The organism is uncultured Pontibacter sp. (assembly GCF_947499215.1).
In the GTDB taxonomy this organism is placed as follows: Bacteria; Bacteroidota; Bacteroidia; order Cytophagales; family Hymenobacteraceae; genus Pontibacter.
Map to the genome: position 1 here is coordinate 241,033 of NZ_CANMNI010000001.1, position 25,648 is coordinate 266,680.

Consider the following 25,648-nt stretch of genomic DNA (forward strand, 5'->3'; position numbering starts at 1 on the left):
CATAGAGATATCCTACCCGTTTATCTTATTCTGAAAATATTTCCAATAAGTGTTTAAACCTTAGCCCGCCTTTTCTATTCTAAAGGTACCATCAGGGAAGCTCTGCTTCTCTAATGGCGATCCATACGCTTTAGTACCTTATACTTTATATACCAACACTACTACTCAATTCTACATTCTGATGAGAAAATTATTCTCTTTGCTGATCATGTTGATCAGCGTCGCACAGGTTTACGCACAGGCAGTGACGGGAACCGTGCAGAGTGCCTCAGACAAAAGCGGCCTTCCGGGCGCCAGTGTCGTGCTTAAACGGGCAGCAAGTGATGCGGTGCTCTCCACCATGACAAACGGGAATGGTGAATTCCGATTTGAAAAAGTAACCTCTGGCAGCTATACCCTAGAAGTGCGCTTTCTTGGCTTCGACATGCTGACCAGAACAGTACAAGTAGAACAAGCGCCCGTAAACTTGGGCGTACTGGGTATGCAGGAACAGAATACTCGCCTGAGCGAGGTACAGGTAATCGGCCGCGCTCCGCTTGGCGAAATGAAAGGTGACACCTCCCAATTCAATGCCAAGGCCTTTAAAACGGCACCGGATGCGAGTGCAGAAGATCTGGTCACTAAAATGCCGGGCGTGCAGGTACAGGATGGCCGTATTCAGGCACAGGGCGAAGAAGTGCGCCAAGTGATGATCGACGGTAAACGCTTTACAGGTGATGATGTCACCAGCGCCATGCGAAACATCTCCTCAGACATGATCGAGAACGTACAGATCTTTGATGCTCAGAGCGATCAGGCAGCTTTCAGTGGGTTCGAAGATGGCAACCGCCTTAAGACTATCAACTTCATTACACGCAAAGACCGCCGACAAGGCTATACCGGCAAGATCTCAGCAGGTTATGGCACCGACGACCGTTACATGGCGGGTGCTGCCATCAATTACTTCAACAACGACAGAAGAATAACGGTAACGGGCCTGACAAATAACATCAACATGTTCGATTTCTCGGTTGGTGAAACACCGGGTGGCGGTATGCGTGGTCGCAGAGGCGGTTGGGGCGGTGGCTCTCCTATCGGTATCATCAATACCAACAACTTCGGCGTTAACTACCAAGACAAGTGGGGCAAGAAAGTCGACGTGAGCGCTAACTACAACTACACCAACCGTGACATCGTGAACAACCAATACCGTTTCCGTGATTTCGTATCGGATGATGCCGGTCTGCAGTATACTGAAGACGCCAACAACCGTGACATTGAAGATGGTCACCGTTTGAACATGCGCCTGCAGTACAACATCAATGAAAACAATCGCCTGCTTGTAACGCCAAGCCTAAGATTGCAACAGGATGATAACTTCACAGGCAGAAACGCCCGGACCTTTGATTTGGAAGGAACCCTGTCCGAGTCACTTAACCGCGCATCTTCTGATAACACGAACTTCAGCTTCAACAATAACATCCTTTACTCAAAGCGTTTTGGAAACACTGGCCGCATCCTGACTACGAACTTCAACACCAGCATCAACAACGTGGATGGGGACGGTTACCAGTTTGAGGAAACACAGAACTTTGAAAACCCTGACCGCAACGTACTGCGCGACCAGTACATTCGTCTGGACCGCGCGAATTTCAGCTGGTCAGGCAGCACCAACTACTCTCAGAAACTGGGCGAAAATTCACGTTGGCAGCTAGAGTACAGCATCGGCAACCAAATGCGTGACTCCGACCGCAGAACCTACGACTATGTAGAAACGGCCGGTGATTATACCAGCTTCAATACACCGCTGAGCAGCACGTTCAAGAGTGATTACCTGTCTCAGAACGTGGGCCCCAGCTATCAGTACCGCAACGACAACGCCAGACTCCAGCTCAATGCCCGCTACCAGTACGCCACACTCAACAGCGACAGCCAGTTCCCAGTTAATTTGGATCCGCTGGAGCGCAAGTTCAGCAACTTCCTGCCTTCTGCAGAGTACGAGTACAAGTTCTCTAAATCACAGAACCTGACGCTAAACCTGAGAACTAGTACCAATGTGCCTTCTGTGGAGCAGCTGCAGGAGGTACTCGATATCTCTAATCCACTGCAGGCGCGTATCGGTAATGATGAATTGGATCAGGACTACCAAACCCGTTTGATCATGCGCTACCGTAACTTCAATGCTGAAACCAATCGAGTGTTCTTTATCGGTATGTTCGGTACCATGACCAACAATTACGTGGCCAACAGTGTGTATACGACAAACGTGCCTGAAGGTATAGCAGAAGGCTATGAGCTGCGTCCGGGTGCCCGCCTGAGCCGCCCTGAGAACATGGATGGTTACTACAACGTGCGCTCTTTCTTCAACTACGGACAGCCGCTTAACTTCATTAGTTCTAACTTCAATGTGAACGGCTCGGTGGGTTATTCCAGAATACCGGGTAAGATTGATAACCAAATCAACTACGCCAACAACACAAACCTAGGTGCCGGCTTTAACATCAGCAGCAATATCAGCGAGAAAATTGACTTTACCGTGTCTACCTTCTCAAGTTACAATATTGTGTCGAACACCCTGCGCACGACGCAGAACAACAACTTCTTCAACCAGAACACGAGTGTGCGATACAATTGGATTCTGTGGAAAGACTTGGTCTACCGCACGGAGCTCAACCACCAGTACAACTCAGGTCTTTCTGCTGGAGTAGACAACAGCTTCCTGCTTTGGAACATGAGCTTGGGCAAGAAAATCTTCAAAGACAAGCAGGGAGAGATTAGCTTTAGCGTGAACGACCTGATGAACCAGAACGTGAGCATTCGTCGCAATATCACGGAGTCTTATGTGGAGGACGTACAGTCATCCGTGCTGCAGCGCTTCTTCATGCTTACCTTCTCTTATAATATCCGCAGCTTTAAAGGCGCGGCACCAGATGAGAACATGGAACGACGTGGTCCGGGAATGTACCGCGGAAGCCACTAAACTCAGAAAAGCCAACTAACAAAAAAGGCCTGCAGCAATTGCAGGCCTTTTTTGTTAGACTGTGCAAGAGGAATAATAGGGAATCTGCTTATATCTGCGGCAGATTTCCCCACACCGCCCCACTATACCAAAGCCGCCCTTCCCTGATCTCAAGTGGTGAAGCGATGTTGTTGTGGTAGAGCTGTCCGGTGCCGAGTCCCTGCGGCATGCTGACCTCATAGTTAGCCGTAAACTGGCTGATTGCATTAAGCCCGATGTTGGACTCCAGCGCCGAGGTCATCCACCAGCCGATCTTACGTTTCTCCGCCAAGTCGATCCAGTCAGCGCTCGCCTGCAGCCCTCCTACCAGTGTCGGTTTGAGAATAATGTATTGCGGCTTAATAAAATCTAACAGCTCCATCTGACGTGCAGACTCCTTCACACCAATCAACTCTTCGTCGAGCGCGATCGGTATAGGTGTATAGGCGCAAAGTTGTTGCATGTGTTCAAGTTGCCCCTGTTTTATCGGTTGCTCAATGGAGTGCAGGCTATACCTCGACAGTCGTTCCAGCTTGCGAAAAGCCCCGTCCGGTGCAAAGGCTCCGTTGGCATCAACTCGGATGGTCAGCTCTTCAGGGCCGGCTACCTCGCGAATTTGCTTGAGCAAATCCAATTCGGTTGCAAAGTCAAGACTACCGATTTTAAGCTTCAGACAGGTATAGCCCTCCCCCAGTTTTTTGCGGATCTGCTCTTGCATAAAAGCCTTGTCGCCCATCCAGATCAATCCATTGATAGGTATACCCTGCTCTCCTCGACTGAAAGTATTATCGTATAGCTTCCGCATACCTCCCTGCTTTAAATCCAATACAGCAGTCTCCAAAGCAAACCGGATCGAAGGAAAATCTTCTAGGGCATCAGATTCGAGCTCAGCCTTCAAGTCAGTCATACCCATTTCAGATTGATTAATCCAATCGATTACTTCATTAAGTTTTGGCAGAAGCGCAGGTATGGCGTCAATGCTCAGACCGGCTAAGGGAGCACATTCTCCTATCCCTCTAATAGCAGGATCAACACTCTCAGACAGCACCAGATAATATACCTGATGCGTGGTCATAGCCCCACGGGAGGTGCGGGCATCGAATTTGAACTGCAGCTGGTGCGGTATAAGTGAGAGACGGAGTGGCATAAACAATTAGGGCTTTGAATCGGTGGTATAATTGACTTTCTGAAAACAAAGTACGTAGAAATAGAGTTATTACGACAGTTCAGAAGCGTATAAAGCTTTGTTTCCTGCTTTACACATGACTTTTTCTAAATCTGTTTCCTACCCCTAAAAGCCTATGTCAGTTCTTGAAGCTTCACAAATACAGGCAGTTGCCCAGCGATTTGCTCTGACTAGAGCCCAAACTGAAAAAATATGCCAGCCGCTTGAACCCGAAGATACGGTAGTACAGCCCATGGTGGATGTGAGTCCGCCCAAATGGCACATGGCGCATACGACGTGGTTTTTTGAGCAGTTTGTGCTGCAACCCTACCTAAAGAACTACAAAGTATTTCATCCGAACTACAGTTTTCTGTTCAATTCATACTACAACAGCGTGGGAAACCGGGTACAGCGGGCCGAACGAAGCACACTCACGCGCCCGCCTCTTCGGGATGTTTACTCCTTTAGAGAACACGTAAACGAGCACATCGAGCAGCTGCTCCATACGCTGGATGAAGAAAAGTTGTCGGAGTTAATGCCTGTTCTGGAATTGGGCTTACAGCATGAGCAACAGCATCAGGAGTTGCTCATTACCGACATAAAGTATATTCTAAGCACTAACCCACTCTTGCCAGCTTACCAGCATCTGCACGATAAGACAACATCTACTGCTATACCTACTGCTGAATTTCTAGAGGTACCGGGGGGTATCTACCAAATTGGTTACAAAGGAGAAGACTTCTGCTTTGACAACGAGCTCGGCGTGCATGAGGTGCTGCTGGCCGACTTTAGCATCATGAACCGCTTGGTGACCAATGGGGAGTATTTAGAATTCGTAAAGGGCGGCGGGTATACTGATTTCCGGTTTTGGCTCGACGAGGGCCTAGCGTTGGTACGTGCATCCAACCTAAAAGCACCACTCTACTGGCTGGAGCAGGATGGCGACTGGATGCAGTATACCCTGCACGGATTGGAGAAACTTGATCTAAACAAACCAGTCTCCCACATCAGTTTCTATGAAGCGCAGGCCTATGCCTATTGGGCTGGCAAGCGCCTTTTAACTGAGTTTGAATGGGAAGCGGCGGCACAGGTATACCCGCCAAGCCAAGGTAATTTCCAAGATTCAGGTAGGTACGAGCCTACAGCCGCTACTAAAGCCATCGGCATGCAGCAACTGTACGGCGATGCTTGGGAATGGACTTACAGCGCCTACCACCCCTACCCGGGCTTTTCGACGGCACCCGGAGCTCTGGGAGAGTATAACGGCAAATTTATGATCAACCAAATGGTACTGCGGGGAGGGTCCTGTGCCACACCTCAGAACCATATCCGCACCACTTACCGCAACTTCTTTCACCCAGACAAACGCTGGCAGTTCACTGGAATCCGACTAGCCCAATAAAACTATGCTACTAAACACAACACAGACTTCTTTGATTGACCTGAGCCGCAAAACTGACGGCAGCCAAGATACTGCTGCCTTTGCCAACGACGTGCATACGGGACTTTCTCAGCTCCCGAAAAGCCTTCCGTCACGCTATTTCTACGACGCGGAAGGTAGCAGGCTTTTTCAGCAGATTATGGAATTGCCCGAGTATTACCTTACCCGTTCGGAGTATAGTTTGATCAACTCACAGAAGTCAGGTATGGCATCTGCCTTTGCCAAAGGCGGCTTTTTTCATCTGATAGACTTAGGTGCCGGAGATGCGCTCAAGACCAAGCTGCTGCTGCATGAGTTACAAAAGCAGCATTGCAGCTTCGACTATGTCCCCATCGACATCTCAGGGTCAGCCATGCAGGAGTTGACAGAGAAACTGCACACAGAAATGCCCGATTTGGACGCGCAGGCCGTAGTAGGCGAATACATTCAAGCGCTACAGTGGCTGCAGGCGAATAAAACAGAACGCAAAGTCGTGCTTTTCCTAGGCTCTAACATTGGCAACTTTGAGCGAGAGGATAGTCTTGAATTTCTAAAGCAGATAAGGGCTTGCCTTAGCCCCGGCGATTTGCTCTTGCTGGGCGTTGATTTGCGCAAGGACCCGGACACCATTCTGGCTGCCTACCGCGACGAAGCGGGGGTAACATCCGCTTTTAATCTAAACCTGCTCAATCGCATCAACCGCGAGTTGGGCGGTGACTTTGTTGTGGCCAACTTCCAACATTTTGCCCTATATGATCCGCAGGGGGGCGTTATGAAAAGCTTTTTAGTCAGTCAGCAAGATCAAACGGTATACTTAGAGGCGACCGGCCAGCGCTATACCTTCTCCGCTTGGGAAGCCGTCCATACCGAAAACTCCCATAAGTATACCATTGACCTCGTGCAAGAAATGGCAGACCAGTGTGGTTTTGAGACAGCACAAGTCTACCAAGATGAGCAGGGCTTATTTGCGGATGTGTTATTAAAGGTCCATTAAGAAGAATCACATGCTGCTGAGCAATCTTATCATGAAATCAAAAACAATTCTGATCACAGTCGCGCTATTATTGCTTCCCTTCCCGGCTAAGGGCATTGTGAAAGTGCTCAAAGGGAAACCTTCTGAAAAGGAATAAAAGCAGAAGCGGGTGAAGGAAAGGCAAAAAATTAGCTAATTTTGCATGCCTTTCCAATAAGCCGGTATGAGATCAGAAGAATACAGAGAGCACTTCCGAAAAAATTTCCATTTAGCGTATCCGGTTGTGCTGAGCCAGTTGGGGCATATAATGGTCAGCGTGTTCGACAGCCTGATGGTCGGCCAGATCGGGACCATTCCCTTGGCAGCGGCTTCGCTGGGCAACAGTATCTTTACCATCACGCTCGTCTTCGGCTTGGGGGTGTCTTACAGCATTACGCCCTTAATTGCCGCGGCGGACGGTCGCCGAAACTATACCCGCATTTCGCTGCTTCTGCTCAACGGACTGTTCTCTAATTTACTGCTGGGCATAGTGCTTTTCATAGCGGGCTATTTTCTCTCTCCCTACATTACATGGCTCAACCAACCCGAGGAAGTGGTGCGGCAGGCGATTCCCTATATGAACATTCTGTTCCTTTCCATGGTGCCGCTCATGGTGTTTCAGGCCTTCCGTCAGTTTGCCGAGGGGCTTTCGCTCACCAAGCAGGCTATGTACATCTCCATCGTGGCCAATGCGCTAAACATCGTCCTCAACTACATTCTGATATTCGGTAAACTGGGATTTGAGCCAATGGGTCTTGTTGGTGCCGGATGGGCCACGCTTATTTCCCGCATTATCATGGCCCTGATGATGGGTGGTTACGTCCTTTACGCAAAACGCTTTGCAGCCTTCCACCGCTTCCTGACTTTCCGCTACCTCTCCTTTGTGCACATGTATCATATCTTTCGCCTAGGACTGCCTATTTCGGGGCAAATGGTGTTTGAAATGGGAGCTTTCAGCTTTTCTGCCATCATGATTGGTTGGCTCGGAGCCCGCGAGCTGGCTGCGCACCAGATTGCCATCAATGTGGCCTCCGTTACCTACATGATGGCCAGCGGCATTGCAGCGGCGGCGACCATCCGGGTGGGAAATCAGAAGGGGCTTCGGAATTTCAGGTCCATGCGTATGGCAGGTATCAGCAGTTTTGCGATGGGCACTATTTTTATGATGGTCAGCGGATTGCTTATGATCGCTGGCAAAAATTTTATACCTTCACTTTACATTGATGATCCAATAGTTATCGAATTGGCCTCGACCCTACTCATCATAGCAGCACTGTTTCAGATTTCGGATGGTGTGCAGGTAGTGGGGCTTGGTGCTCTGCGAGGATTGGAAGATGTGCGGATTCCCGGGCTTATCTCTTTGATAGCCTATTGGGTGATTGGTCTACCAGTAGGGTATATACTTTGTTTTAAAGCCGGATTTGGTGCGAACGGAGTATGGACCGGCCTACTCGTGGGTCTTTCCGTTGCCGCTATATTACTATTTTGGCGCTTCAAAATGCTAAGCTATAGATTAGACAAATAAAATAATGCAAAATGGGCACCTATTTTAAAAAGCCTATGTTCCGCCTGTAGAGACTTTTAAACTTTTAGCCGATGTTTATCTTCACTCTATTTTTGAGCCTGTTGGTTGGGCTTTTACTGCCCCATCCTACCCCAGCCGGTATGTCACCGTCTGTCGTCTATGTTCCCGCCCCTCCTGTCGCTGCCAGCAATGAGCATGTGGCATGGTCATCCACCCGGAAATTAAATTGGGAGGATTTCAGGGCTACGCCAGAGTCCGACAATCCGCATCATGCCTTGACAGCCGCTAACCTTGCGGTGGATGCCCGCTGCAAAGACAACAAATTCTATTACGAGGTAAAATGCGTGTTCCTGCCGGGGGAGTCTTGGTCTAAGAATAAGCGGTCTGAGAAGCTGTTGGCTCACGAGCAACTGCATTTTGACCTAACAGAAGTGCATGCCCGCCTGTTACGCAAACAGCTCAATACCTTGGGAAACTCCTGCTCTAACCTGAAAACCAATCTCAATACAACAGTGGGTGAAGCCTTCAAGGCTTGGAAGGCGGAACAGAGTCAGTTCGACAAATTGTCCAGACACGGTTTGGAAGCCGAAACACAGCAGCAGTGGACTGAGAGCATCGCACAGCGCCTAAAGGAATTAGATGCTTGGAAATAAACCTCTACACTAATAAAAAACGCCTGCCTAAAGATGATTCAGGCAGGCGTTTTTATGTATCCATAACATCTAGCCTATTCCGCAGGCCCCAAGTCTTTGCTAGCTGGCCCTGTGATCACTTTGCCGAATGGGTCGAAGCGGGAGCCGTGACACGGACAGTCCCATGAGCTTTCCACGTCATTCCAATGCACGACACATCCTAGGTGCGTACAAACGGCTGAACACTGGTGACGCACGCCATCTTGGTCGCAGTAAACGGCCACCTTGCTCATTCCTTTGCGCATGATGCGGCCAGTGCCCGGCAATACCTCACTTGGGTCCTCTACGTCGCCGGGTGTAACATAATCCTTAAACTGAGCGGCCACATTCAGGTTCTCTTTGAGGAACTCGCCTACTGATTTCGTGCTTTTGCGGGCCGGATCATAGAGTTTCTCCCATGGGTTTGGGCGTCCCATAATCAAGTCGGTAATGAGCATACCGGCAATGGTGCCGTGTGTCATACCGTGTCCTGAGTCTCCGGTGGCGATGTAGACGTTATCCGAATCTCCCGGGTTACGGCCAATGAAGCCCAGCGCATCTACCGGCTCATACACTTGGCCAGACCAACGGTAGATCACATCTTTGGCCATCGGGAAGTGTTTGCGCATCCAGCGCTCCAGTGAATCGAATCGCTGGCTCAGATTAGTGTCCTGCCCGGTTTTATGGTCTTCACCGCCTACGATCAGCAGATCCAGTTCATCCGGGTTTTCCGAGGTCTCTTTCCCCTTGAGCAGGCGCACGTAATGGTAGGGGTCCTGCATGTCCCAGTACAGGGCATCGGGCACATCGCCCACCCTGACTGCCGCACCTATTGCATACGTGCGGTAGGGCGCCTGCTTGGTATGCATCGTCACCATATCATTGACGGGTGTGTTGGTAGTGACCACCAAGTGATTGGCCGCCACTTCATGGCCAGACTCCGAAACCACAGATACCACCGGGCCTGTGTCAAATCGTACGATCTTGGTTTTAGTAAAGATCCGTCCGCCCGCACCAATGAAAGCATTTGCTACTGCAGAAAGGTACTTCAATACGTGGAAATGGGCCTGATTCGGAAATTGAAGGCAGGGAAACTCGGTAAGCGTACTGAGCGGACTGTGCTTCCGGAGCACTACATCAAGCCAACCGATCTTCTGCAGCGCCTCTAGTTCCTGCATCAACTTTTCCTGTTCTTTGTTATCAGTGGCGAACATATATCCGTCCACACGGGCGAAGTCGCAGTCAATATTCTCCTCCTTGATGAGCTCCTCAATTTTATCAATCGCCTTGCCATGACTCTGGGCTGCCAGCCGGGCACCATCTTCACCAAAAAGACGAATCAACTCTGGAAATCCATCGTCAAGCGCGTTGGATAAGTGTGCGGTTGTGCGGCTTGTTTCACCTCCACAGATCTCTTTAGCCTCTACCAACACAACATTTAGCCCTTCTTTGGCCAGCAAGTAGGCTGTTGTTAGACCGGCTATACCTGCGCCTACCACGCACACATCACACTTTACATTATCGTGCAGCGGGTTTGTCTTCGGCATTGAAATATTTTCTACCCACACGGGTAAGCTTGCTCCGGATTCTCTTTTCATAGTTTTAGATTTTTTGCAAAGGTTGATCGGACTTATACTTATACCCTGAAAAACAGGATGAAAGCCGGTTGCATAGGATACGCTTGTATAAACCTAATGTTTCTTAAGTTATAACTGCCCTGAGCAATCTAGTCGCCAGTTTGTATGTTTGAATAGAGAATCTGTACCTTAGGGATTAGATAAATTAAAAGCATGCATATACCTCCAGAACCAGCAGAGATTATCTCTTGGCAGCATTTTGAGCAGACCGATATACGGGTGGGCACTATTGTGGAAGCGACCGAGTTTCCGGAAGCCCGCAAACCGGCTTACAAACTAATGGTAGACTTAGGACCTTTGGGAATAAAGAGATCGAGTGCGCAGATAACCAAGCATTATTCCTTAGAGGAATTGCCCGGCAAGCAGGTGCTGTGCGTGACCAACCTCGGAAAAAAGCAGATTGGAAAGTATATGTCGGAGGTACTGGTAACGGGTTTCGCTGATGATAACGGTGACATCGTGCTGGCACAACCGGCCGGGACCGTACCCAATGGCAGCAAATTGATGTAAAAAACGTTTAGTTGCCTCGTATAAAGTCCTGCGGCGTTTTGGTTGGCTCGGGTACCCTTACAGGTCTTGACGGTGCTTCGCTGCCTGCTCTCAATTTTGCCTCACGCACGCTCAGTGTGTCGAGTATAATCTCGTAGAGCCTGTTCATTTTTTTTATGTCGCTCAGGTAGTACCGGTAGGTGTCTCGGAACAGCTTTTCCTCCACTCCGTGGGCTTCCAAAATGCGCTGCTGCTCTAGGCTGTAAAGCATCATGGCCGTATCGGGGTACACAATGCGGTTCTCAATGCGGGCCTCCGCCACATGCACATCGGCAAGGATTTGCACCAGTTTCTGCTCAGGCAGCAGATTCTTAGGTGTTTTATCGCTTGTCTGGCCGCAACTGGCCAGAACAGCAAGAGAAAGTATGCAGAAAATTCTTTTCACGGATGTAATATTACGGTAATAAGTCCTAATTTTAAAATCTGAGGCGAAGGGGCACGATTATGAAAGAGCTAGTTCAGAAGCTGCGAAAATACGAGATCCGCATACGCAAGGCGATCAATACGCAACTGCAGGGCGATTTCCACTCCGTTTTCAAAGGGACGGGGCTGGAGTTCGACGACGTGCGCGCCTACCAGTACGGTGACGACGTGCGCACCATCGACTGGCACGTTTCCGCCAAGGGGCACGGGACATTCGTGAAGACCTACCGGGAGGAAAAAGAGCAGTCTGTCTTTCTGATGCTCGATGTGAGCGCCTCTCAAACCATCGGCACGGGCAAACAGCATAAACTGGACGTAGGCAAAGAAATTTGCGGTGTACTCTCCCTTGCCGCGGCAAGACAGCAGAGCCAGATCGGCATTATTTGCTTCAGCGACCAGAAAGAGAAGTACATAAAGCCTGCCAAAGGTATAGAACAGGCCTATACCTTGATAAAAGCGTTGCACGAACTGAAGCCCAAGTCAGTTAAAACAAACTTGGCAGCCGGAATAAAACTCACACTCGATATTGTGAAACGGCGCAGCATCATGCTGCTTATCTCTGATTTTATCGATGTGGACTATGAGAAGGAACTAGCCATGCTCGCCAAGCGCCATGACCTGATCGTGATACAGCTCTTAGACCTGCGTGAGCGCAGCATGCCGGGGCTGGGCATTGTACCTGTGGTGGATAAGGAGACTGGTAGAACGGTATGGCTAAACACGTCCGGACCCGAATTTCAGGAACACTATTTCGCCCAGTACAAACAAAATCAGGATCGTGTTATCAGAATCTGCCAAAAGTATCAGGCCAACTATTTAGCCATTCAGGCCAACGAGGATTATGTACTCCAACTGGTCAACCTCTTTAGGCTTCGAAACAGAACGTCCAAAAAAAGTGCGTAAAACCCTTCTTATATTTTTTTGCCTGTTTGTAACGGGCACTCAGGCTCAGCAGCTGCTCCCGCCATCTGGCAGTTTCAGCAAAGACTCCGTGTTTATTGGTGAGTTGCTGCGCTATACGCTGGTACACCGGCATCCGGCGGCCCAAGAAGTTATTCTGCCAGACTCCACGTTTGACTTCTCCCCTTTCGAACTAGTGCGGCAGGATTTTTACCCGACTGCGACGCGTGCAGGAATAAGCACTGACAGCACTGTGTATACATTGCGTACCTTCGAGACCCAGCCAATACAGCAGCTTGTGCTTCCAGCCACTGTGCTGCAGGGCACCGACACGCTGCAGGTTTTCGCCCGCCCGCATTCAGTTGTACTCCGCCAACTGGTGCGTACTGTTTCGGAACCGCTCAATCTGCGCACCCAAACAACGCTGGCACCTGTTGAGAAACGCTTCGACTGGCCCATCCTCCTGCTTTGGATTGTCACAATCGCTGCGTTGGCGGCACTGGTCTGGCTGATTTTCGGCCAAGTCATCAAGACGAAATACCAACTGTACCGCCTGCGAAAGGACCACCTGTACTTTAACTCACGTTACAACTCGCATGTAGACCGGTTTGTGAAGACCGGCACTCCCACAAGCATGGAGAAGGCTGTGGCTCTTTGGAAAAACTATCTGACAAAACTAGAGCGAAGCGCCATCAATTCCTTCACGACCAAGGAGATTGTGGAGTACTACAATGATGATGAACAGGTAAACCTAGCACTGCGCTTCTGCGATAAAGCCATCTACGGCAATGTGACCGCAGAGCCCGATCAAGAGACGAATCAAGCTCTAAGTATGCTGCGGCGATTTGCCCGGAGCCGTTATAAGACACACCGCGAAATAACACGCAATGTTAAAAATAAGCGATGACATGCTGGACTGGCTCAGCCTCGAATGGTTTAGCCTGAGCACCCTGCGCTCCTTTGACTGGGTATACCCGCTGGTGCTTTACGCCTTGCCTGTGGTGCCGCTACTGTTTTTGGCGAAGGGCCTTTTGCGTCTCAAGTCACGCAACAAGATTGACATGGCCATGTTCTCGGGTACTGTAAAGTGGCAGTGGTCTAGTTTACTTCGTTTTGTGCCAGATGTGATTTACATCCTTTTTATTATGCTTGTGCTGGTAGCCTTGGCAAGACCCCAGCGTATCAACGAGCAGATAGAGCAAACGGCAGAGGGCATCGACATTGTGCTGGTGCTGGATGTGTCGGGTTCTATGGAACTGCAGGATATAAAACCAAGCCGACTGGAGGCCGCCAAAGAAACGGCGATTAATTTTATAGATGGTCGTGTGGCCGATCGTATCGGAATCGTGGTCTTTGCGGGCGATGCCTACTCGCTGGTTCCGCTCACGACAGACTATGAACTGCTACGCGAGAATATCAGAACCATCGAGCCCGGCATGATTTCCAATGATGGTACCGCGATAGGCAGCGCGCTGGCTGTGGGCATCAACCGCATGCGCGACTCGCCCGCCAAAACAAAAGTGGCGATACTCATAAGCGACGGTGAAAACACGGCCGGTAGTCTTGACCCCACCATGGCCGCCCGCTTGGCCTTTGCCCACCAGATCAAGGTATATACTATCGGAATTGGCAAAGATGGCCTCGTGCCATACGATGTGGACGCCAACGGCAAAACTTTGTTAGTAGAAACACAGTTAGACGAGAAAAGTCTTCGCAATATAGCCAGTACCGGAGAAGGTGAATTTTTTAGGGCCGACACGCGTGATGCATTGCAAGAGGTTTTTCAGAGTATTGACAAGTATGAGAAGACAGAGGTAACGGAAAAGCGCTTCCGCGACACCTATGATTATTACCAAGTATACCTGAAATGGGCCCTGCTCCTGCTTGTATGCTGGATGCTCCTAAAGAATACGTTTATCACCAACGTGCTGGAAGACTGAGTGAAGTTTGCGAGTTCGAATGTTTAAGAATTTGGGAGTTTGGGTTGTCTCAAATTAATATAGAATATAGAAACCACTACATAAAACTATGTCTGATATTATCGATAATATCCGCGATTTTGATGCAAAGCTTTTGAATACGCCCTGCCGTTTGGTAGCCGTCTCGAAGACGCATTCTCCTGAGAAGATTATGGAGGCCTATAATGCCGGCCATCGTCTTTTTGGGGAGAATAAAGTACAGGAGTTGCTAGAGAAAAGGGAGCAACTCCCCCACGATATCGCTTGGCACCTCATCGGTCATCTACAGACTAACAAGGTGAAACAGATCGCACAGTTCATCGACACCATACAGTCGGTTGATAGCCTGAAACTACTGGCCGAAATAAACAAGCGAGCCGAGCAGTTTAATCGCACCGTACCTGTAAACTGCATGTTGCAGTTCGCCATTGCCGATGAAGAGACCAAGTACGGCATGAGCTACCAAGAGGCTGTTGATTTGCTGCAGTCGGAGGAGTACCGCAACATGCACTTCATTCGCATTACGGGCGTGATGGGCATTGCCACTAATACCTATGATGAGGAAAAGCTTCGCTCAGAGTTTCGTACCTTGCGCGACTATTTCGAACGCCTCAAAGAAACCTTTTTCTACGCTAACACGGATTTCAAAGAGATCTCTATGGGTATGACCTCTGACTGGAAATTAGCACTGGCTGAGGGCAGCACACTCATACGGGTGGGCAGCGGCATTTTTGGAGCGCGCCAATACAACAAATAACCAAACCGAACGAAATCAATCCACTATAATAACTTTTGCCATGCAAGAAAATACCAACGAGCACATGGAGGCCAATTACAGAAAATTCATTCAGCGCATTGTAGATACCGACAAAGTATGGGGCTTGACACATGACGATACGTGGGCTACTTCCAGCTCTGCCGAATTCGAAGAAGCCGAGGTTATTCTTTTCTGGTCCGACGCCGAAGGTGCCAAAACCTGCGCCGAAGACGATTGGAAAGAATATAAGCCAGAGTCTATCTCACTGGCAGAGTTTCTTGAAAACTGGTGCGTGGGTATGTATGGTGACCAACTGCTACTAGGTCCGGACTGGGATGCGAGCCTTAGTGGCCGCGAAATGGAACCGCTTGTAGTTGCACTTGATGTGATAAACGAACTCAAGAAAAAAGGAAAGACGCTGGAGTTCAACCAGTACGACAGCCAAGACGAGTTTGAGGAGCAGGTGATCGAAGCCTTGGAAGGCGAGGACGAATAAGCTTTCAAACAGGTATACTGTTGTAATAAATTGCTACCAATGGGGCATGTAAAATTGAGCAACCGTATACCTGCCCTTTTTCTACTCTCGGGTATTCTAGCAACCGCTTGCACCATGTCGAAGGAAACAGCCAATTTGTCTCCGCCACTGTCTGTTCAATTCCCAGCCTTTGACTTGGAAGGCCATAGAGGTGCGCGTGGGCTGATGCCGGAAAATACGGTGCCAGCTATGCTTAAGGCCATAGAACTTGGCGTGACTACTTTGGAGATGGACGCGCACATTACGCGGGACAAGCAGGTAGTCCTGTCACACGACCCTTTTATCAATCCAGAGCACGACCTGTTGCCAGATGGCAGTGAAATACCGCCATCACATAAACGCAGGTATGTGCTCTACCAGCTTGGTTACGACTCGATAAGATCGTTCGACGCCGGCTCCAAGTTCTATGATAAGTTTCCGCAACAGGAGAAAATCAAAACTCATAAACCCCTGCTATCTGAAGTAATCGACTCGGTACAGTTATACCTCAGGGAGCACCAATTGCCGCAGGTATACTACAACATCGAAACGAAATCAAAGCACAGCGGTGACGGCAAAATGCACCCTGAACCGGAGGAGTTTGTGGACTTGCTCATAGGTGTAATTGAGGAGAAAGGTATAGCGGAATGGGTAATCATCCAGTCATTTGATGTGCGCACCTTGCAGGTGTTGCGCCAAAAGTACCCGCATGTGAAAACCTCGTTGCTGGTCGAGAACCTGCGCGGATTAGACCATAATCTCAGCAAGCTGGGTTTTATACCGGAGGTATACAGCCCCTACTATAAACTAGTGACGCCAAAGCTGCTTCAACGTTGCCATGAGTTGGGGATGAAAGTAGTTCCTTGGACGGTCAACGAGCTGGAGGAAATGAGGCAGCTGAAGCAAATGGGGGTCGATGGGCTCATTTCGGATTATCCAAACCTCTACAAGGAGTTAGAAGCTGACAGATAATATGTAAATTGCCGCTCTTTAGAATTAACCTAAACCCAAAGTGACTCAAAAAACCATCCTCCTAATAGCCAGCGCACTGGGCGCACTCAGCGTGATGATAGGTGCTTTCGGAGCACATGCATTGGCGCCAATGCTGCAAGCCTCTAACCGCGTGGACACTTTCGAGACAGCCGTGAAATACCAGATGTACCATACCTTGGCACTATTGGCTGTTGGACTATTGCTGTTCCGGGTGGAGCACCCCGCTTTACAAATAGCCGCTTGGGCTTTTATCATCGGTATTGTCATTTTCTCCGGTTCGCTCTATACCCTGACCATGACCGGCATAACGTGGCTAGGTGCTATCACGCCGATTGGAGGCACCGCTTTAATCGTAGGCTGGGCCGCCCTGTTCTATGCGATTCTCAAAACCTTGTAAAAAACAGAATTGCTATAAAACACAAAAGCCCTCCAAATCGGAGGGCTTTTGTGTTTTATGATGAGAAGGCTGACTACTGCGTCTTTGCAGCGGCAGTGCCTTTTTCCTTAATATTTGTCACAATGTATACATAAGTCGGCTCACCCGTGTTGGAGTGAATGGTGATGGCTTTCTTCTGCTGCCCCATACGGCCGGCACTGTTATACTTAGCTATTACAAAACCGGTTTTGCCGGGCATAACGGCTTCCTTGGTCCAAGCCGGTGTCGTGCAGCCACAAGTCACGTCTACGCGATCTATGATCAACGGCTGCGTGCCTGTGTTAGTGAATGTAAAGGTATGCTCCACCACGTCGCCCTGTGCGATCTCACCGAAGTTATGCTCGGTGTTTTCGAATGAAATAGCTGGACCGGATTTGGCCTGCGCTTGCGGAGCTGAAGTCTGTTTTGCAGGACCTTGCTGGGCAACGGCGCCACCGGCTACCAGTGCTGTCATCGCGAAAGAAAGGAAGATTTTTTTCATGGGTATATAAGGTTTGGATATTGCTGTTACGATATACCTGATGTTAAGTTATAACGCATAGATATAAGTTTATAATATATCAGTCAACCAATAGATGTTTGTTAAAGTTCAGCAAGTATAGCTCTTCTGAAGAACGGGTAAGGGCCGTGTAAAGCCAACGGGCAAACTCCTCGTTCACCATGTCGTCTTTCAAGAATCCCTGATCCACAAAAACGGCCTTCCACTGTCCGCCCTGCGCTTTGTGGCAAGTCAATGCATAAGCGAATTTCACCTGCAAGGCATTCAGATATGGGTTCTTTTTAAGTTCTTTTGACCGCTCTCGTTTGTTCTTAATGTCCGCGTAATCCTGCAGAATCTCCTCATACAGTTTCTTGTTCTGATCGGCTGGCAAAGCAGGTGTATCGGTATACAGCGTGTCGAGCATGATCTTCACCTCCAGTTCCTCTTCATCCGGATAATCCACGAAGCGCACACGCACATCGGCAAACCGGAAACCGTACATGTCTTCGTAGCGGATGATCTTGGTGATCTCCACAAAGTCACCATTGGCCATAAAACCGATGTTGGACTCTTTGGGGAGCCAGAAATAATTGTTGCGCACGATCATCAGGTAATCCCCCACCCCGATCTCATCCTCCGTGAAAAAAATCTGCCGTCGGATGTGCTGGTTATACAGGTTGGCTGACTTATTGGAGCGACAGATCACGATCGCGTTTTCCACACCGAACTTGTCATAGGCATAGCGCAGCCCATCCTCCAGCTTCTCTCCCGTCATACGGTAAATGTCACGCCAGCCCTTGGTGTGTAGCTTTATATCGGGCTTATCGCCCTGCAGCTGGTTCCGCAGCTGGGTTGCATTCATGAGTATCCCGGATGCCTCCGCCTGGCGCATGACCTGCCGGAGCTCGATCTCACGTACCTGACAGCGAAAGTTGTGCTTCAGGTACTCGGCATTCAGCGAAGGGCTCATCGTCTGATTAACGGGCGGCAACTGAGCCGTGTCCCCAATCAGCAGGAGTTTGTTCGATTTGTTCTCAAAAACATAGCTCAGCAGATCCTGCAATAGGCCGTTCTGACCAAAGCCGCTGTCGTCAGAAATCATGGAGGCCTCGTCCACAATATAAAATGTCTTCTCCGCCTTGTTTGGCTGTCGGGAAAAGGCCAGCCCCTCGGAATAAGGATTGGCAGTTTGGCGGTATATTTTCTTGTGTATGGTAAAAGCCGTACGGCCACTATAAGACGCCATTACTTTGGCGGCCCTACCCGTAGGTGCAAGCAACACATACTTATAGTCAAAGCTTCTGAGAATTTTCACAAGAGAGGTTACCACGGTAGTCTTACCCGTACCGGCGTAGCCTTTGAGCAGAAACACGGATTTCTCCTCGTCCCTGTTCTGAATAAATTCGTCGAGCTTAGCAAAAAGCCGGGCCTGATCTTGGGTCGGCTCAAACGGAAAACTTGTTCTAAGTGCCTCTACTGGACGCATTTTTTTAAATTAAGAATTAATAATTAGAAATGATGCAGGTAGAAGCTTTCAATAACGACATCCAATCGAAATTACTGCTTCAGGCATAAACCTTTAAAACACATCAAAACAAAGACTTAAAGCTACCTTAAGAGCCATTACCGGTTCTACTGGCGATGTCCTCGGGTGTAATATTGGCCATGGAGGCGCTGGCTTTGGCGATGAGCAGGGGTTCCTGATCTCCTTTCACCACGTATACCTCCGCTTCACAAAAATTGATCTTGCGGCCCTGCTTTAGTACGATGCCTTTGGCCAACAGCTTATCGCCCACGCCCGGATGAAAGTAAGACACCTTGATCTCGGCTGTTACCACATGGTGATCTTTGGGAACAAGGCTAACAGCCGCGAAACCGGCCACAATATCGGCTAGGGTGGCAATAACACCGCCATGCGCAAAGCCCTTGTGCTGCTTGTGACGCTGCTCCAATACGAGCTCCCCTTCTACCCTACCTACTTCAATTTTAGTGACTTCAAAGCCCATGAGCTTCATAAATTCCTGCCGCTCGAGCTTTTCTTTTATATCCTCCTTGAAATCGGGATTAAACGTTTGAATCATTTTGTAAATTTACCACCTATACCCCGCTATCGCAAACATGAATACACTAAACCCGAACGCAGCCGCCTATGCCGATAAGGTCAGGCTGCGCGTGTGCGGCATTTGCCTGAGAGATGATAAATTACTACTTGTGCGCCATCAAGCCACTGTGCAAAACCAAGCCTTCTGGGCCCCTCCCGGTGGCGGATTACAGTTTGGCGAAACCATCGAAGAATGTCTGCAGCGTGAGGTGCTGGAAGAGACTGGTTTATCCACCAAGGTCAAGCGCTTCCTGTTCGTGAATGAGTTTATGGAGCCTCCCCTTCAGGCTGTTGAGCTATTCTTTGAACTTGAGATTAAGGAAGGAGAACTCATAAAAGGTATAGACCCGGAAGCAACTGCAGAACAGCAGCTTATTGAGGAAGTAGCCTTTTTAAGTCTGGATGAAATCAGGAAACTCCCGCTGGCTGACAAGCACAAGTCGCTGCACTACCTCTATTCGCTCGACGATCTGTTCGGTATGCCGCACCAGTTTTTGAACTCATAGTGTTTTGCCGCTGCATTGGCATATTTTTGTTATACTTGCATAAAGCAATATAGCACTACAGAGAGCTTCTATACTTTGGACACGATCAATACACATTTCCGGCTTTCCTATCAGATCAAGGATGAGGCCTTTCAGCTATCGCAGGCAGGCAATTGCCATCTCTACATCGCCATCAGCGGCCGTGCCATTCGTTTTGCCGTGGCTGATGTGGAGCGAAACAAGTTTGTGGTATTAGAAGATTATGAACTCATTACGGTTTTCACGCCCTTACAGGTAGCTGAACAGCTCAACTTAATAGCCGCCCAGAGCCCGATTTTGCAGGAGCAGCGCTGGCTGGATGTTCGTGTCAGCGTCAGCAACCATTACTTCACACTGGTTCCCGAGACACTCTTTGACCCGGCACACCAAGAGGACTACCTGCGCCTGCACAGCGACTTAGACCTACAGCAGCAGGTCATCCTGTTTAACCGTACCTGCGGACTGGAGGTGGTGAACATTTTCGCTATTGAGGGTGTAGTCTATCGCATGGCACAGAGTCTGTTCCCAGAGCGCAGCGTGCAATTTGTGCACCAGACAAGCTCACTTATCCGCAGTGCCTTACACCAGCCCGAACGCAAAGACGGTCGCTACATGTATCTGTTTGTGGAGCGCAACTATGTAACCATCCTCGTGGTCGATCAAAACGGGCTCCAGTTCTGCAATGTGTTCCACTACCTCAGCCCAGAGGACTTTATTTACTTCGTCATCTTCGTGATGCAAGAGCAGAAGATGAACCCGGAACAGGAGACCATCACCGCTTGGGGCGACATTACCCATGACTCCAGCCTCTTCAACGTGCTCAAAAAATACATCCGTCAGGTTCGATTTGGCAAGCGCCCGTCAGATGTGGGCTATAGCTACAAATTCGATGACATGTTTGAGCATCGCTATTTCGAACTGTACAGCTTACACTTTTGTGAGTAATTTAATTGTTGATTGCTGAATAGATATAAGATGAAGAACTTCGTTTAAAACTAGATATGCGGTAAGTGTGCCATCTTAATCTAGACTTTCAGCCTCAGCAGCTGCAAAACTCTAAAAGTCATTCAGCGATCAATAAGCAGTAACCCTCCTACAATTAACCATCAGCAACTAACAATACAACCCACATGCAAAAAATAGCGTTATTCCCGGGCTCTTTCGATCCGTTTACCAATGGGCATATGGACGTTGTTCTGCGCGGCTCCCGCATGTTCGATGAGGTTATTATAGCCATCGGGAATAACAGCAGCAAACAGCGTTACATTCCGGTTGAGAAGATGGTGGAGATAATTGAAGAGATTTTTAAGGACCAGCCTAACATCAAAGTGCAGTCCTACAAGGGGCTTACGGCAGAATTTGCTCGCGAAGTGGGGGCTAACTTTCTACTACGCGGTCTTCGCAATACAACTGACTTCGAGTACGAAAATACGATCGCGCAGGCCAACCACCATATCAACCGTGAGCTGGAAACAGTATTTCTGATCACTTCACCGGCACTGGCGGCGATCAGTTCGACGATCATCCGAGAAATTCACCGCTTCGGCGGTAACGTGGATGATTTTATACCTTTCCCGATTTCAAAGATTGGAGATATTCCCGCACAATAAAGGCAATGGAGGTGTAGGCTTTGGGTAGGACATCCATAGCCTCTTCCGGCGTCATCCAACGTACTTCTTCGATAAACTCCTCCGCCTGCGGCTTCATGAGGCTGTCGTCGGTGCAGTTCATCAAGAACCAGCTGGTTTTCTTGAGAATCTTTTTGCCTTTATACGCATAGGAGTGCCACGTCTTCGGCAGCTTTTCAAGGGCCTCTACTTTAATGTTGCACTCCTCCTCTACTTCACGTAGGGCACCTTCGAGCGTTTTCTCACGCTTGTTTAGCTTCCCTTTAGGCAAGTCCCACACGCCAAGTCGGTAGATCATCAAAATTTTGCCATCTTTCTGCACCAAGCCCCCGGCGGCTTTCACAATCTTGAATTGGTCTTTGAGGTGCTCGATCAGCTGCTTCTTTTTATTTGTCACCAGCGTAAGCGAATTCAGTTTTTTAAGCTTTTTCACTTCCATCAGGCGTACAATCCTGTCTATCAGCACCGTATCCACCCGCTTGATCAGCACATCGCCCACTAAGTCTTTCGAAGAGAAATGGTCATCGGCATCCAATACCAAGTCGTAGTGATGGCGGTATACCTTTTCGTTTGACTTTTTGAGGATAAGCGGAATATCGTTTATAAAAACGTTCATAGGGGAATTGCTCGTGTAACAGGTTTGAAATTTACACAAATGAATCAATATTTCACTCTAAAGAAAATACAGAGGCATAAAAAGGGGAAATATTTATTAAATTCGGCCATGGATAAACAGACAACAGCGCACCAAGTTGCCTCCTTCTTACTGGAGACAGAGGCAGTAAAACTTAGACCGGAACAGCCCTTTAAATGGAGCTCCGGCTGGAATTCGCCCATTTACTGCGACAACCGCATCACTTTGTCCTTCCCGTATATACGCAGCTACATTAAACAGGAGCTAGCCGAAACGATCAAAAAGAACTTTCCGGAGGCGGAGGCCATTGCCGGGGTAGCCACAGCAGGTATAGCGCAGGGCGTGCTTGTAGCCGATCTGCTCGAGATGCCTTTTCTCTATGTTCGTCCGGAGCCAAAGAGCCACGGCATGGCCAACCAGATAGAGGGCAAGCTAGTGGCTGGTCAGAAAGTCGTAATGGTGGAGGATTTGATCTCGACAGGGGGCAGTTCCCTGAAGGCGGCTGAAGCGGTTCGTTCCGCTGGAGGCAACGTCATCGGCATGGCAGCCATCTTTACCTATGGCTTCTCGCACGCCGAGGAAAACTTTAAGGAGGCAGGCATACCACTGCACTGCCTCAGCGATTACCAAGCCCTGACAGAGGCCGCTCTTAAGAACGGCTACATACCTGATTCGGCGATGGACACACTGGCAGCGTGGCGCAAGTCACCTGAAACATGGAAGGTATAGATTCGTCTAAGGTATAGCATGAAGATAGGCCTCCTCTCCGACACACACGACTACATGGATGAGCAAATCCTGCGGCACCTCGCAGATCGGGACGAGATCTGGCATGCCGGTGATTTCGGGACGGCTAGAGTAGCGGAGCAACTCAGCGCCGTGGCACCGCTGCGGGGGGTGTATGGGAACATAGACGGGCAGGATATTCGATCGCTATACCCCAAGGTGCTGCGCTTTGATGCCAATGGCTTGGATGTCATGATGACGCACATCGGCGGTTATCCCGGCAAGTATCACCCGGATGTACGGAAGGAGATTCAGGCCAATCCGCCCCAACTATACATTACAGGCCACTCCCATATCCTTAAGATCATGACCGATAAAAGCCTGCACAACCTGCTGCACATTAATCCGGGTGCGGCAGGCAGGCACGGCTTTCACAAGGTGCGCACGATGGTGCGATTCGCTATTGAGGCCGGAAAGGTACGGGACCTGCAGGTGATCGAACTAGGAAAAAAGGCATAAAAAAAGCGTGCCTGCTGGCGCAAGCACACTTTGAAGTCTTTCGAAAACCCGCCAACCGAAGCTTTCACAGCGTTGGCAGGCAGATGGTTTTACTTTGCCGTATAAGACTACTCAGCAGAAGCTTCTTCTTCCTTCTTGTTCTTTGGCGCTTCACCGAACTGAGCACGCAGCTCGTCCATGTCCACGTTCTTGATAACTGGTGTCAAAAGCAATTGCTTAATTCTGGCAACCTTGTTGTTTGCTCTTGCCTTATTCTTACGGTCTTTTCTTTTAAGTCTAGTAACTCCCATCGTTGCAAAATTTAAATTTGAAGGGCAAAAGTAAGTTATTATTTTTACAAAGTAAAGTATTTATAGCATCAAATTCGATATGAACATAACAGACCTTCGCTCCGACACCGTCACAAAGCCCACTCCTGACATGCTGCAGGCCATGTTTGCCGCTCAGGTTGGCGACGACGTGTACGAAGAAGACCCGACCATAAACGCCCTTGAGCAGAAAGCCGCCGACCTTTTTGGACTGGAAGCGGGCCTTTTCTGCCCTTCCGGCACCATGACCAACCAGATTGCCATCAAGGCGCATACCGAGCCGATGACGGAAGTGATCTGCGACATCACGGCCCATATCTACCAGTATGAAGGCGGCGGCATCATGTTTAACTCCGGTGCTTCAGTGGCCTTGGTTCACGGTGAGCGCGGCAAAATGACACCGGCTCAGGTGGAGGCGCATATCCGCCCCGACAACATCCACTACCCTCCTACCCGTCTGGTAGCCTTGGAGAACACCTGCAACAAGGGCGGTGGCGCTTATTATACCATTGACGAAATAGCCGCTGTATCAGAAGTATGCAAGCGACACGGAATTGCGCTACACTTGGATGGTGCCCGTGTTTTCAATGCGCTTGTTGCCTCCGGCGAGAACTCGCAGAATTACGGTAAATATTTCGACAGTATTTCCATCTGCCTTTCCAAAGGTTTGGGAGCTCCGGTTGGCTCCGTGCTGCTGGGCAAGAGGGACTTTATCAAAAAGTCGCGCCGCATCCGCAAGGTATTGGGAGGCGGCATACGGCAGGGCGGGTATCTGGCAGCGGCTGGTATTTATGCCCTAGATAACAACATTGAGCGTCTGGCTGAAGACCACCGCAAAGCCAAAAAAATAGAAGCTGTATTGAAAGAGGCGGATTATGTGGAGAGCGTTCTGTCTGTGCAGACCAACATTGTCATTTTCAAACTCAACGACAGGTATAAGGATGTGGATTTTGTAGCGGCACTGGCTGAAAATAACATCCGGGCGTCAAGCTTTGGTCCGCAGATGGTACGGTTCGTGACACACCTCGATGTGAGCGAAGGCATGTTGCAGCACGTGCTGCATGTGCTGAAAAAACTAAACGTACAGCAAGTAGAGGTATAGCTTCGGCTATACCTTCTTTTTTTAATCTATACCTGCGAAAGCATCCTTATGTCAGTTAACTTTTTCCCAGACTTCCCATCCTCATCGGTCATGTCGGTGTTCACTAAGGACCCAATCCTGATAGGTATAATCAGTCGCGGTAAGCCCTTGGAGTCTTCGAGGTCTGAGGACCTATACTTGAGAATGCTCAGCGCCATCGTGTCGCAGCAGCTCAGCACCAAAGCCGCCGCCACCATATTCGGCAGATTCAGAGAGCTATATTCAGAGCGCTACCCACATCCACACTTGGTGCTCGAAACCTCCGACGAAACCCTGCGAGGCGCTGGCCTCTCTTTTCAGAAAATTGGCTATGTGAGAAATGTGGCGGTCTTCGCACAGGCAGGAAATCTCGAGCACGCGGCTATCGACGCTATGGAAGATGAAGCCCTGATCAGTCACCTGACTCAGATTAAGGGCGTGGGACGCTGGACCGTTGAAATGCTGCTGATGTTTGCGTTGGAGCGACCTGATGTAATGCCTGTGGATGACCTAGGTATACAGAATGCCATGAAGCGGCACTATGGACTGGAAGAATCTGGCAAAGCTATGAAAGCCAAGATGCTGGAGATCGCAGAAAACTGGCGTCCTTACCGAACCATTGCCTGCAAGTATCTGTGGCAGTCGCTGGATAATACGCCAAAATAACACA

The 25,648-nt window shown here is 49.3% G+C and carries 27 protein-coding genes; 20 read left to right on the forward strand and 7 right to left on the reverse strand.

The window, feature by feature from the left end; genetic code table 11:
• Positions 1 to 181 precede the first annotated feature (181 nt).
• Complete coding sequence (locus tag Q1A04_RS01035; RefSeq protein WP_299699976.1) at positions 182 to 2,959, forward strand: outer membrane beta-barrel protein; 2,778 nt, start codon at positions 182 to 184, stop codon at positions 2,957 to 2,959.
• 88 nt (positions 2,960 to 3,047) lie between these two features.
• Here the strand turns inward: Q1A04_RS01035 and Q1A04_RS01040 are convergent, their stop codons facing one another.
• On the reverse strand, positions 3,048 to 4,124 hold the full coding sequence (locus Q1A04_RS01040) for an o-succinylbenzoate synthase (protein WP_299699979.1): 1,077 nt from the start codon (positions 4,122 to 4,124) through the stop codon (positions 3,048 to 3,050).
• 154 nt (positions 4,125 to 4,278) lie between these two features.
• Between Q1A04_RS01040 and egtB the strand changes: the two genes are divergently transcribed.
• The 4 genes from egtB to Q1A04_RS01060 all read left to right on the forward strand — a co-directional run bounded on the left by egtB (position 4,279) and on the right by Q1A04_RS01060 (position 8,752).
• On the forward strand, positions 4,279 to 5,544 hold the full coding sequence (egtB, locus tag Q1A04_RS01045; RefSeq protein ID WP_299699982.1) for an ergothioneine biosynthesis protein EgtB: 1,266 nt from the start codon (positions 4,279 to 4,281) through the stop codon (positions 5,542 to 5,544).
• 4 nt (positions 5,545 to 5,548) lie between these two features.
• The gene (gene egtD / locus Q1A04_RS01050) at positions 5,549 to 6,556 is read left to right on the forward strand and encodes an L-histidine N(alpha)-methyltransferase (RefSeq protein ID WP_299699985.1); all 1,008 of its coding nucleotides are present in this window, start codon (positions 5,549 to 5,551) and stop codon (positions 6,554 to 6,556) included.
• A 202-nt stretch (positions 6,557 to 6,758) separates the two neighbouring features.
• On the forward strand, positions 6,759 to 8,099 hold the full coding sequence (locus tag Q1A04_RS01055) for an MATE family efflux transporter (protein ID WP_299699988.1): 1,341 nt from the start codon (positions 6,759 to 6,761) through the stop codon (positions 8,097 to 8,099).
• 140 nt (positions 8,100 to 8,239) lie between these two features.
• A complete protein-coding gene (locus tag Q1A04_RS01060) occupies positions 8,240 to 8,752 on the forward strand; it encodes a DUF922 domain-containing protein (RefSeq protein WP_299699991.1) in 513 nt (170 codons plus the stop codon).
• 74 nt (positions 8,753 to 8,826) lie between these two features.
• On the opposite strand, the gene Q1A04_RS01065 is transcribed toward Q1A04_RS01060, so the two are convergent.
• A complete protein-coding gene (locus Q1A04_RS01065) occupies positions 8,827 to 10,368 on the reverse strand; it encodes an FAD-dependent oxidoreductase (RefSeq protein WP_299699994.1) in 1,542 nt (513 codons plus the stop codon).
• Between the two features lie 192 nt (positions 10,369 to 10,560).
• Here Q1A04_RS01065 and Q1A04_RS01070 point away from each other — a divergent pair, with 192 nt between their 5' ends.
• Positions 10,561 to 10,917: a tRNA-binding protein gene (locus tag Q1A04_RS01070; protein ID WP_299699997.1), complete on the forward strand. Its 357-nt coding sequence runs from the start codon at positions 10,561 to 10,563 to the stop codon at positions 10,915 to 10,917.
• A gap of 7 nt (positions 10,918 to 10,924) precedes the next feature.
• On the opposite strand, the gene Q1A04_RS01075 is transcribed toward Q1A04_RS01070, so the two are convergent.
• Positions 10,925 to 11,341, reverse strand: a complete 417-nt coding sequence (locus tag Q1A04_RS01075; RefSeq protein ID WP_299700000.1) for a DUF4296 domain-containing protein — start codon at positions 11,339 to 11,341, stop codon at positions 10,925 to 10,927.
• Positions 11,342 to 11,400: 59 nt separating this feature from the next.
• On the opposite strand from Q1A04_RS01075, the gene Q1A04_RS01080 reads away from it, so the two are divergent.
• The 7 genes from Q1A04_RS01080 (at position 11,401) to Q1A04_RS01110 (ending at position 16,898) form a co-directional block, all read left to right on the forward strand.
• Positions 11,401 to 12,282, forward strand: a complete 882-nt coding sequence (locus tag Q1A04_RS01080) for a DUF58 domain-containing protein (RefSeq protein WP_299700003.1) — start codon at positions 11,401 to 11,403, stop codon at positions 12,280 to 12,282.
• Entirely contained in the window at positions 12,275 to 13,186 is a 912-nt protein-coding gene (locus Q1A04_RS01085) for a hypothetical protein (protein ID WP_299700006.1), read from the forward strand. The genes Q1A04_RS01080 and Q1A04_RS01085 overlap by 8 nt, the downstream gene beginning before the upstream one ends.
• The gene (locus tag Q1A04_RS01090) at positions 13,167 to 14,219 is read left to right on the forward strand and encodes a VWA domain-containing protein (RefSeq protein ID WP_299700009.1); all 1,053 of its coding nucleotides are present in this window, start codon (positions 13,167 to 13,169) and stop codon (positions 14,217 to 14,219) included. Before Q1A04_RS01085 ends, Q1A04_RS01090 begins: the two co-directional genes overlap by 20 nt.
• Positions 14,220 to 14,307: 88 nt before the next feature.
• On the forward strand, positions 14,308 to 14,994 hold the full coding sequence (locus Q1A04_RS01095) for a YggS family pyridoxal phosphate-dependent enzyme (RefSeq protein ID WP_299700012.1): 687 nt from the start codon (positions 14,308 to 14,310) through the stop codon (positions 14,992 to 14,994).
• Positions 14,995 to 15,034: 40 nt separating this feature from the next.
• Positions 15,035 to 15,490 carry a DUF2750 domain-containing protein gene (locus Q1A04_RS01100; protein ID WP_299700015.1) on the forward strand — a complete coding sequence of 152 codons (456 nt, stop codon included), beginning with the start codon at positions 15,035 to 15,037 and terminating at the stop codon, positions 15,488 to 15,490.
• A 114-nt stretch (positions 15,491 to 15,604) separates the two neighbouring features.
• Complete coding sequence (locus Q1A04_RS01105) at positions 15,605 to 16,480, forward strand: glycerophosphodiester phosphodiesterase family protein (protein WP_299700019.1); 876 nt, start codon at positions 15,605 to 15,607, stop codon at positions 16,478 to 16,480.
• Positions 16,481 to 16,574: 94 nt separating this feature from the next.
• On the forward strand, positions 16,575 to 16,898 hold the full coding sequence (locus tag Q1A04_RS01110; protein WP_299703613.1) for a DUF423 domain-containing protein: 324 nt from the start codon (positions 16,575 to 16,577) through the stop codon (positions 16,896 to 16,898).
• 73 nt (positions 16,899 to 16,971) lie between these two features.
• On the opposite strand, the gene Q1A04_RS01115 is transcribed toward Q1A04_RS01110, so the two are convergent.
• The 3 genes from Q1A04_RS01115 to Q1A04_RS01125 all read right to left on the reverse strand — a co-directional run bounded on the left by Q1A04_RS01115 (position 16,972) and on the right by Q1A04_RS01125 (position 19,499).
• Positions 16,972 to 17,418, reverse strand: coding sequence for a DUF1573 domain-containing protein (locus tag Q1A04_RS01115; protein ID WP_299700022.1), 447 nt, complete (start codon positions 17,416 to 17,418; stop codon positions 16,972 to 16,974).
• A gap of 79 nt (positions 17,419 to 17,497) precedes the next feature.
• Positions 17,498 to 18,904, reverse strand: coding sequence for an AAA family ATPase (locus Q1A04_RS01120; RefSeq protein ID WP_299700025.1), 1,407 nt, complete (start codon positions 18,902 to 18,904; stop codon positions 17,498 to 17,500).
• 127 nt (positions 18,905 to 19,031) lie between these two features.
• Complete coding sequence (locus Q1A04_RS01125; RefSeq protein ID WP_299700028.1) at positions 19,032 to 19,499, reverse strand: PaaI family thioesterase; 468 nt, start codon at positions 19,497 to 19,499, stop codon at positions 19,032 to 19,034.
• 37 nt (positions 19,500 to 19,536) lie between these two features.
• On the opposite strand from Q1A04_RS01125, the gene Q1A04_RS01130 reads away from it, so the two are divergent.
• From Q1A04_RS01130 to coaD, 3 genes are all read left to right on the forward strand, one after another.
• Positions 19,537 to 20,025 (forward strand): NUDIX hydrolase, encoded by a 489-nt coding sequence (locus tag Q1A04_RS01130; RefSeq protein ID WP_299700031.1) that lies wholly within the window; start codon positions 19,537 to 19,539, stop codon positions 20,023 to 20,025.
• A 75-nt stretch (positions 20,026 to 20,100) separates the two neighbouring features.
• Positions 20,101 to 20,988, forward strand: coding sequence for a DUF3822 family protein (locus Q1A04_RS01135; RefSeq protein WP_299700034.1), 888 nt, complete (start codon positions 20,101 to 20,103; stop codon positions 20,986 to 20,988).
• 185 nt (positions 20,989 to 21,173) lie between these two features.
• A complete protein-coding gene (gene coaD / locus Q1A04_RS01140) occupies positions 21,174 to 21,653 on the forward strand; it encodes a pantetheine-phosphate adenylyltransferase (RefSeq protein ID WP_299700037.1) in 480 nt (159 codons plus the stop codon).
• Here the strand turns inward: coaD and Q1A04_RS01145 are convergent.
• Complete coding sequence (locus tag Q1A04_RS01145) at positions 21,607 to 22,287, reverse strand: NUDIX hydrolase (protein WP_299700040.1); 681 nt, start codon at positions 22,285 to 22,287, stop codon at positions 21,607 to 21,609. The genes coaD and Q1A04_RS01145 overlap by 47 nt on opposite strands.
• Before the next feature lie 108 nt (positions 22,288 to 22,395).
• Between Q1A04_RS01145 and pyrE the strand changes: the two genes are divergently transcribed.
• The 4 genes from pyrE to Q1A04_RS01170 all read left to right on the forward strand — a co-directional run bounded on the left by pyrE (position 22,396) and on the right by Q1A04_RS01170 (position 25,644).
• Positions 22,396 to 23,034 (forward strand): orotate phosphoribosyltransferase, encoded by a 639-nt coding sequence (pyrE, locus tag Q1A04_RS01150; protein ID WP_299700043.1) that lies wholly within the window; start codon positions 22,396 to 22,398, stop codon positions 23,032 to 23,034.
• Between the two features lie 18 nt (positions 23,035 to 23,052).
• Positions 23,053 to 23,550, forward strand: a complete 498-nt coding sequence (locus tag Q1A04_RS01155) for a metallophosphoesterase family protein (protein ID WP_299700046.1) — start codon at positions 23,053 to 23,055, stop codon at positions 23,548 to 23,550.
• Positions 23,551 to 23,919: 369 nt separating this feature from the next.
• A complete protein-coding gene (locus Q1A04_RS01165; protein WP_299700058.1) occupies positions 23,920 to 24,960 on the forward strand; it encodes a GntG family PLP-dependent aldolase in 1,041 nt (346 codons plus the stop codon).
• A 48-nt stretch (positions 24,961 to 25,008) separates the two neighbouring features.
• On the forward strand, positions 25,009 to 25,644 hold the full coding sequence (locus Q1A04_RS01170; protein WP_299700060.1) for a DNA-3-methyladenine glycosylase: 636 nt from the start codon (positions 25,009 to 25,011) through the stop codon (positions 25,642 to 25,644).
• Positions 25,645 to 25,648: the final 4 nt, after the last annotated feature.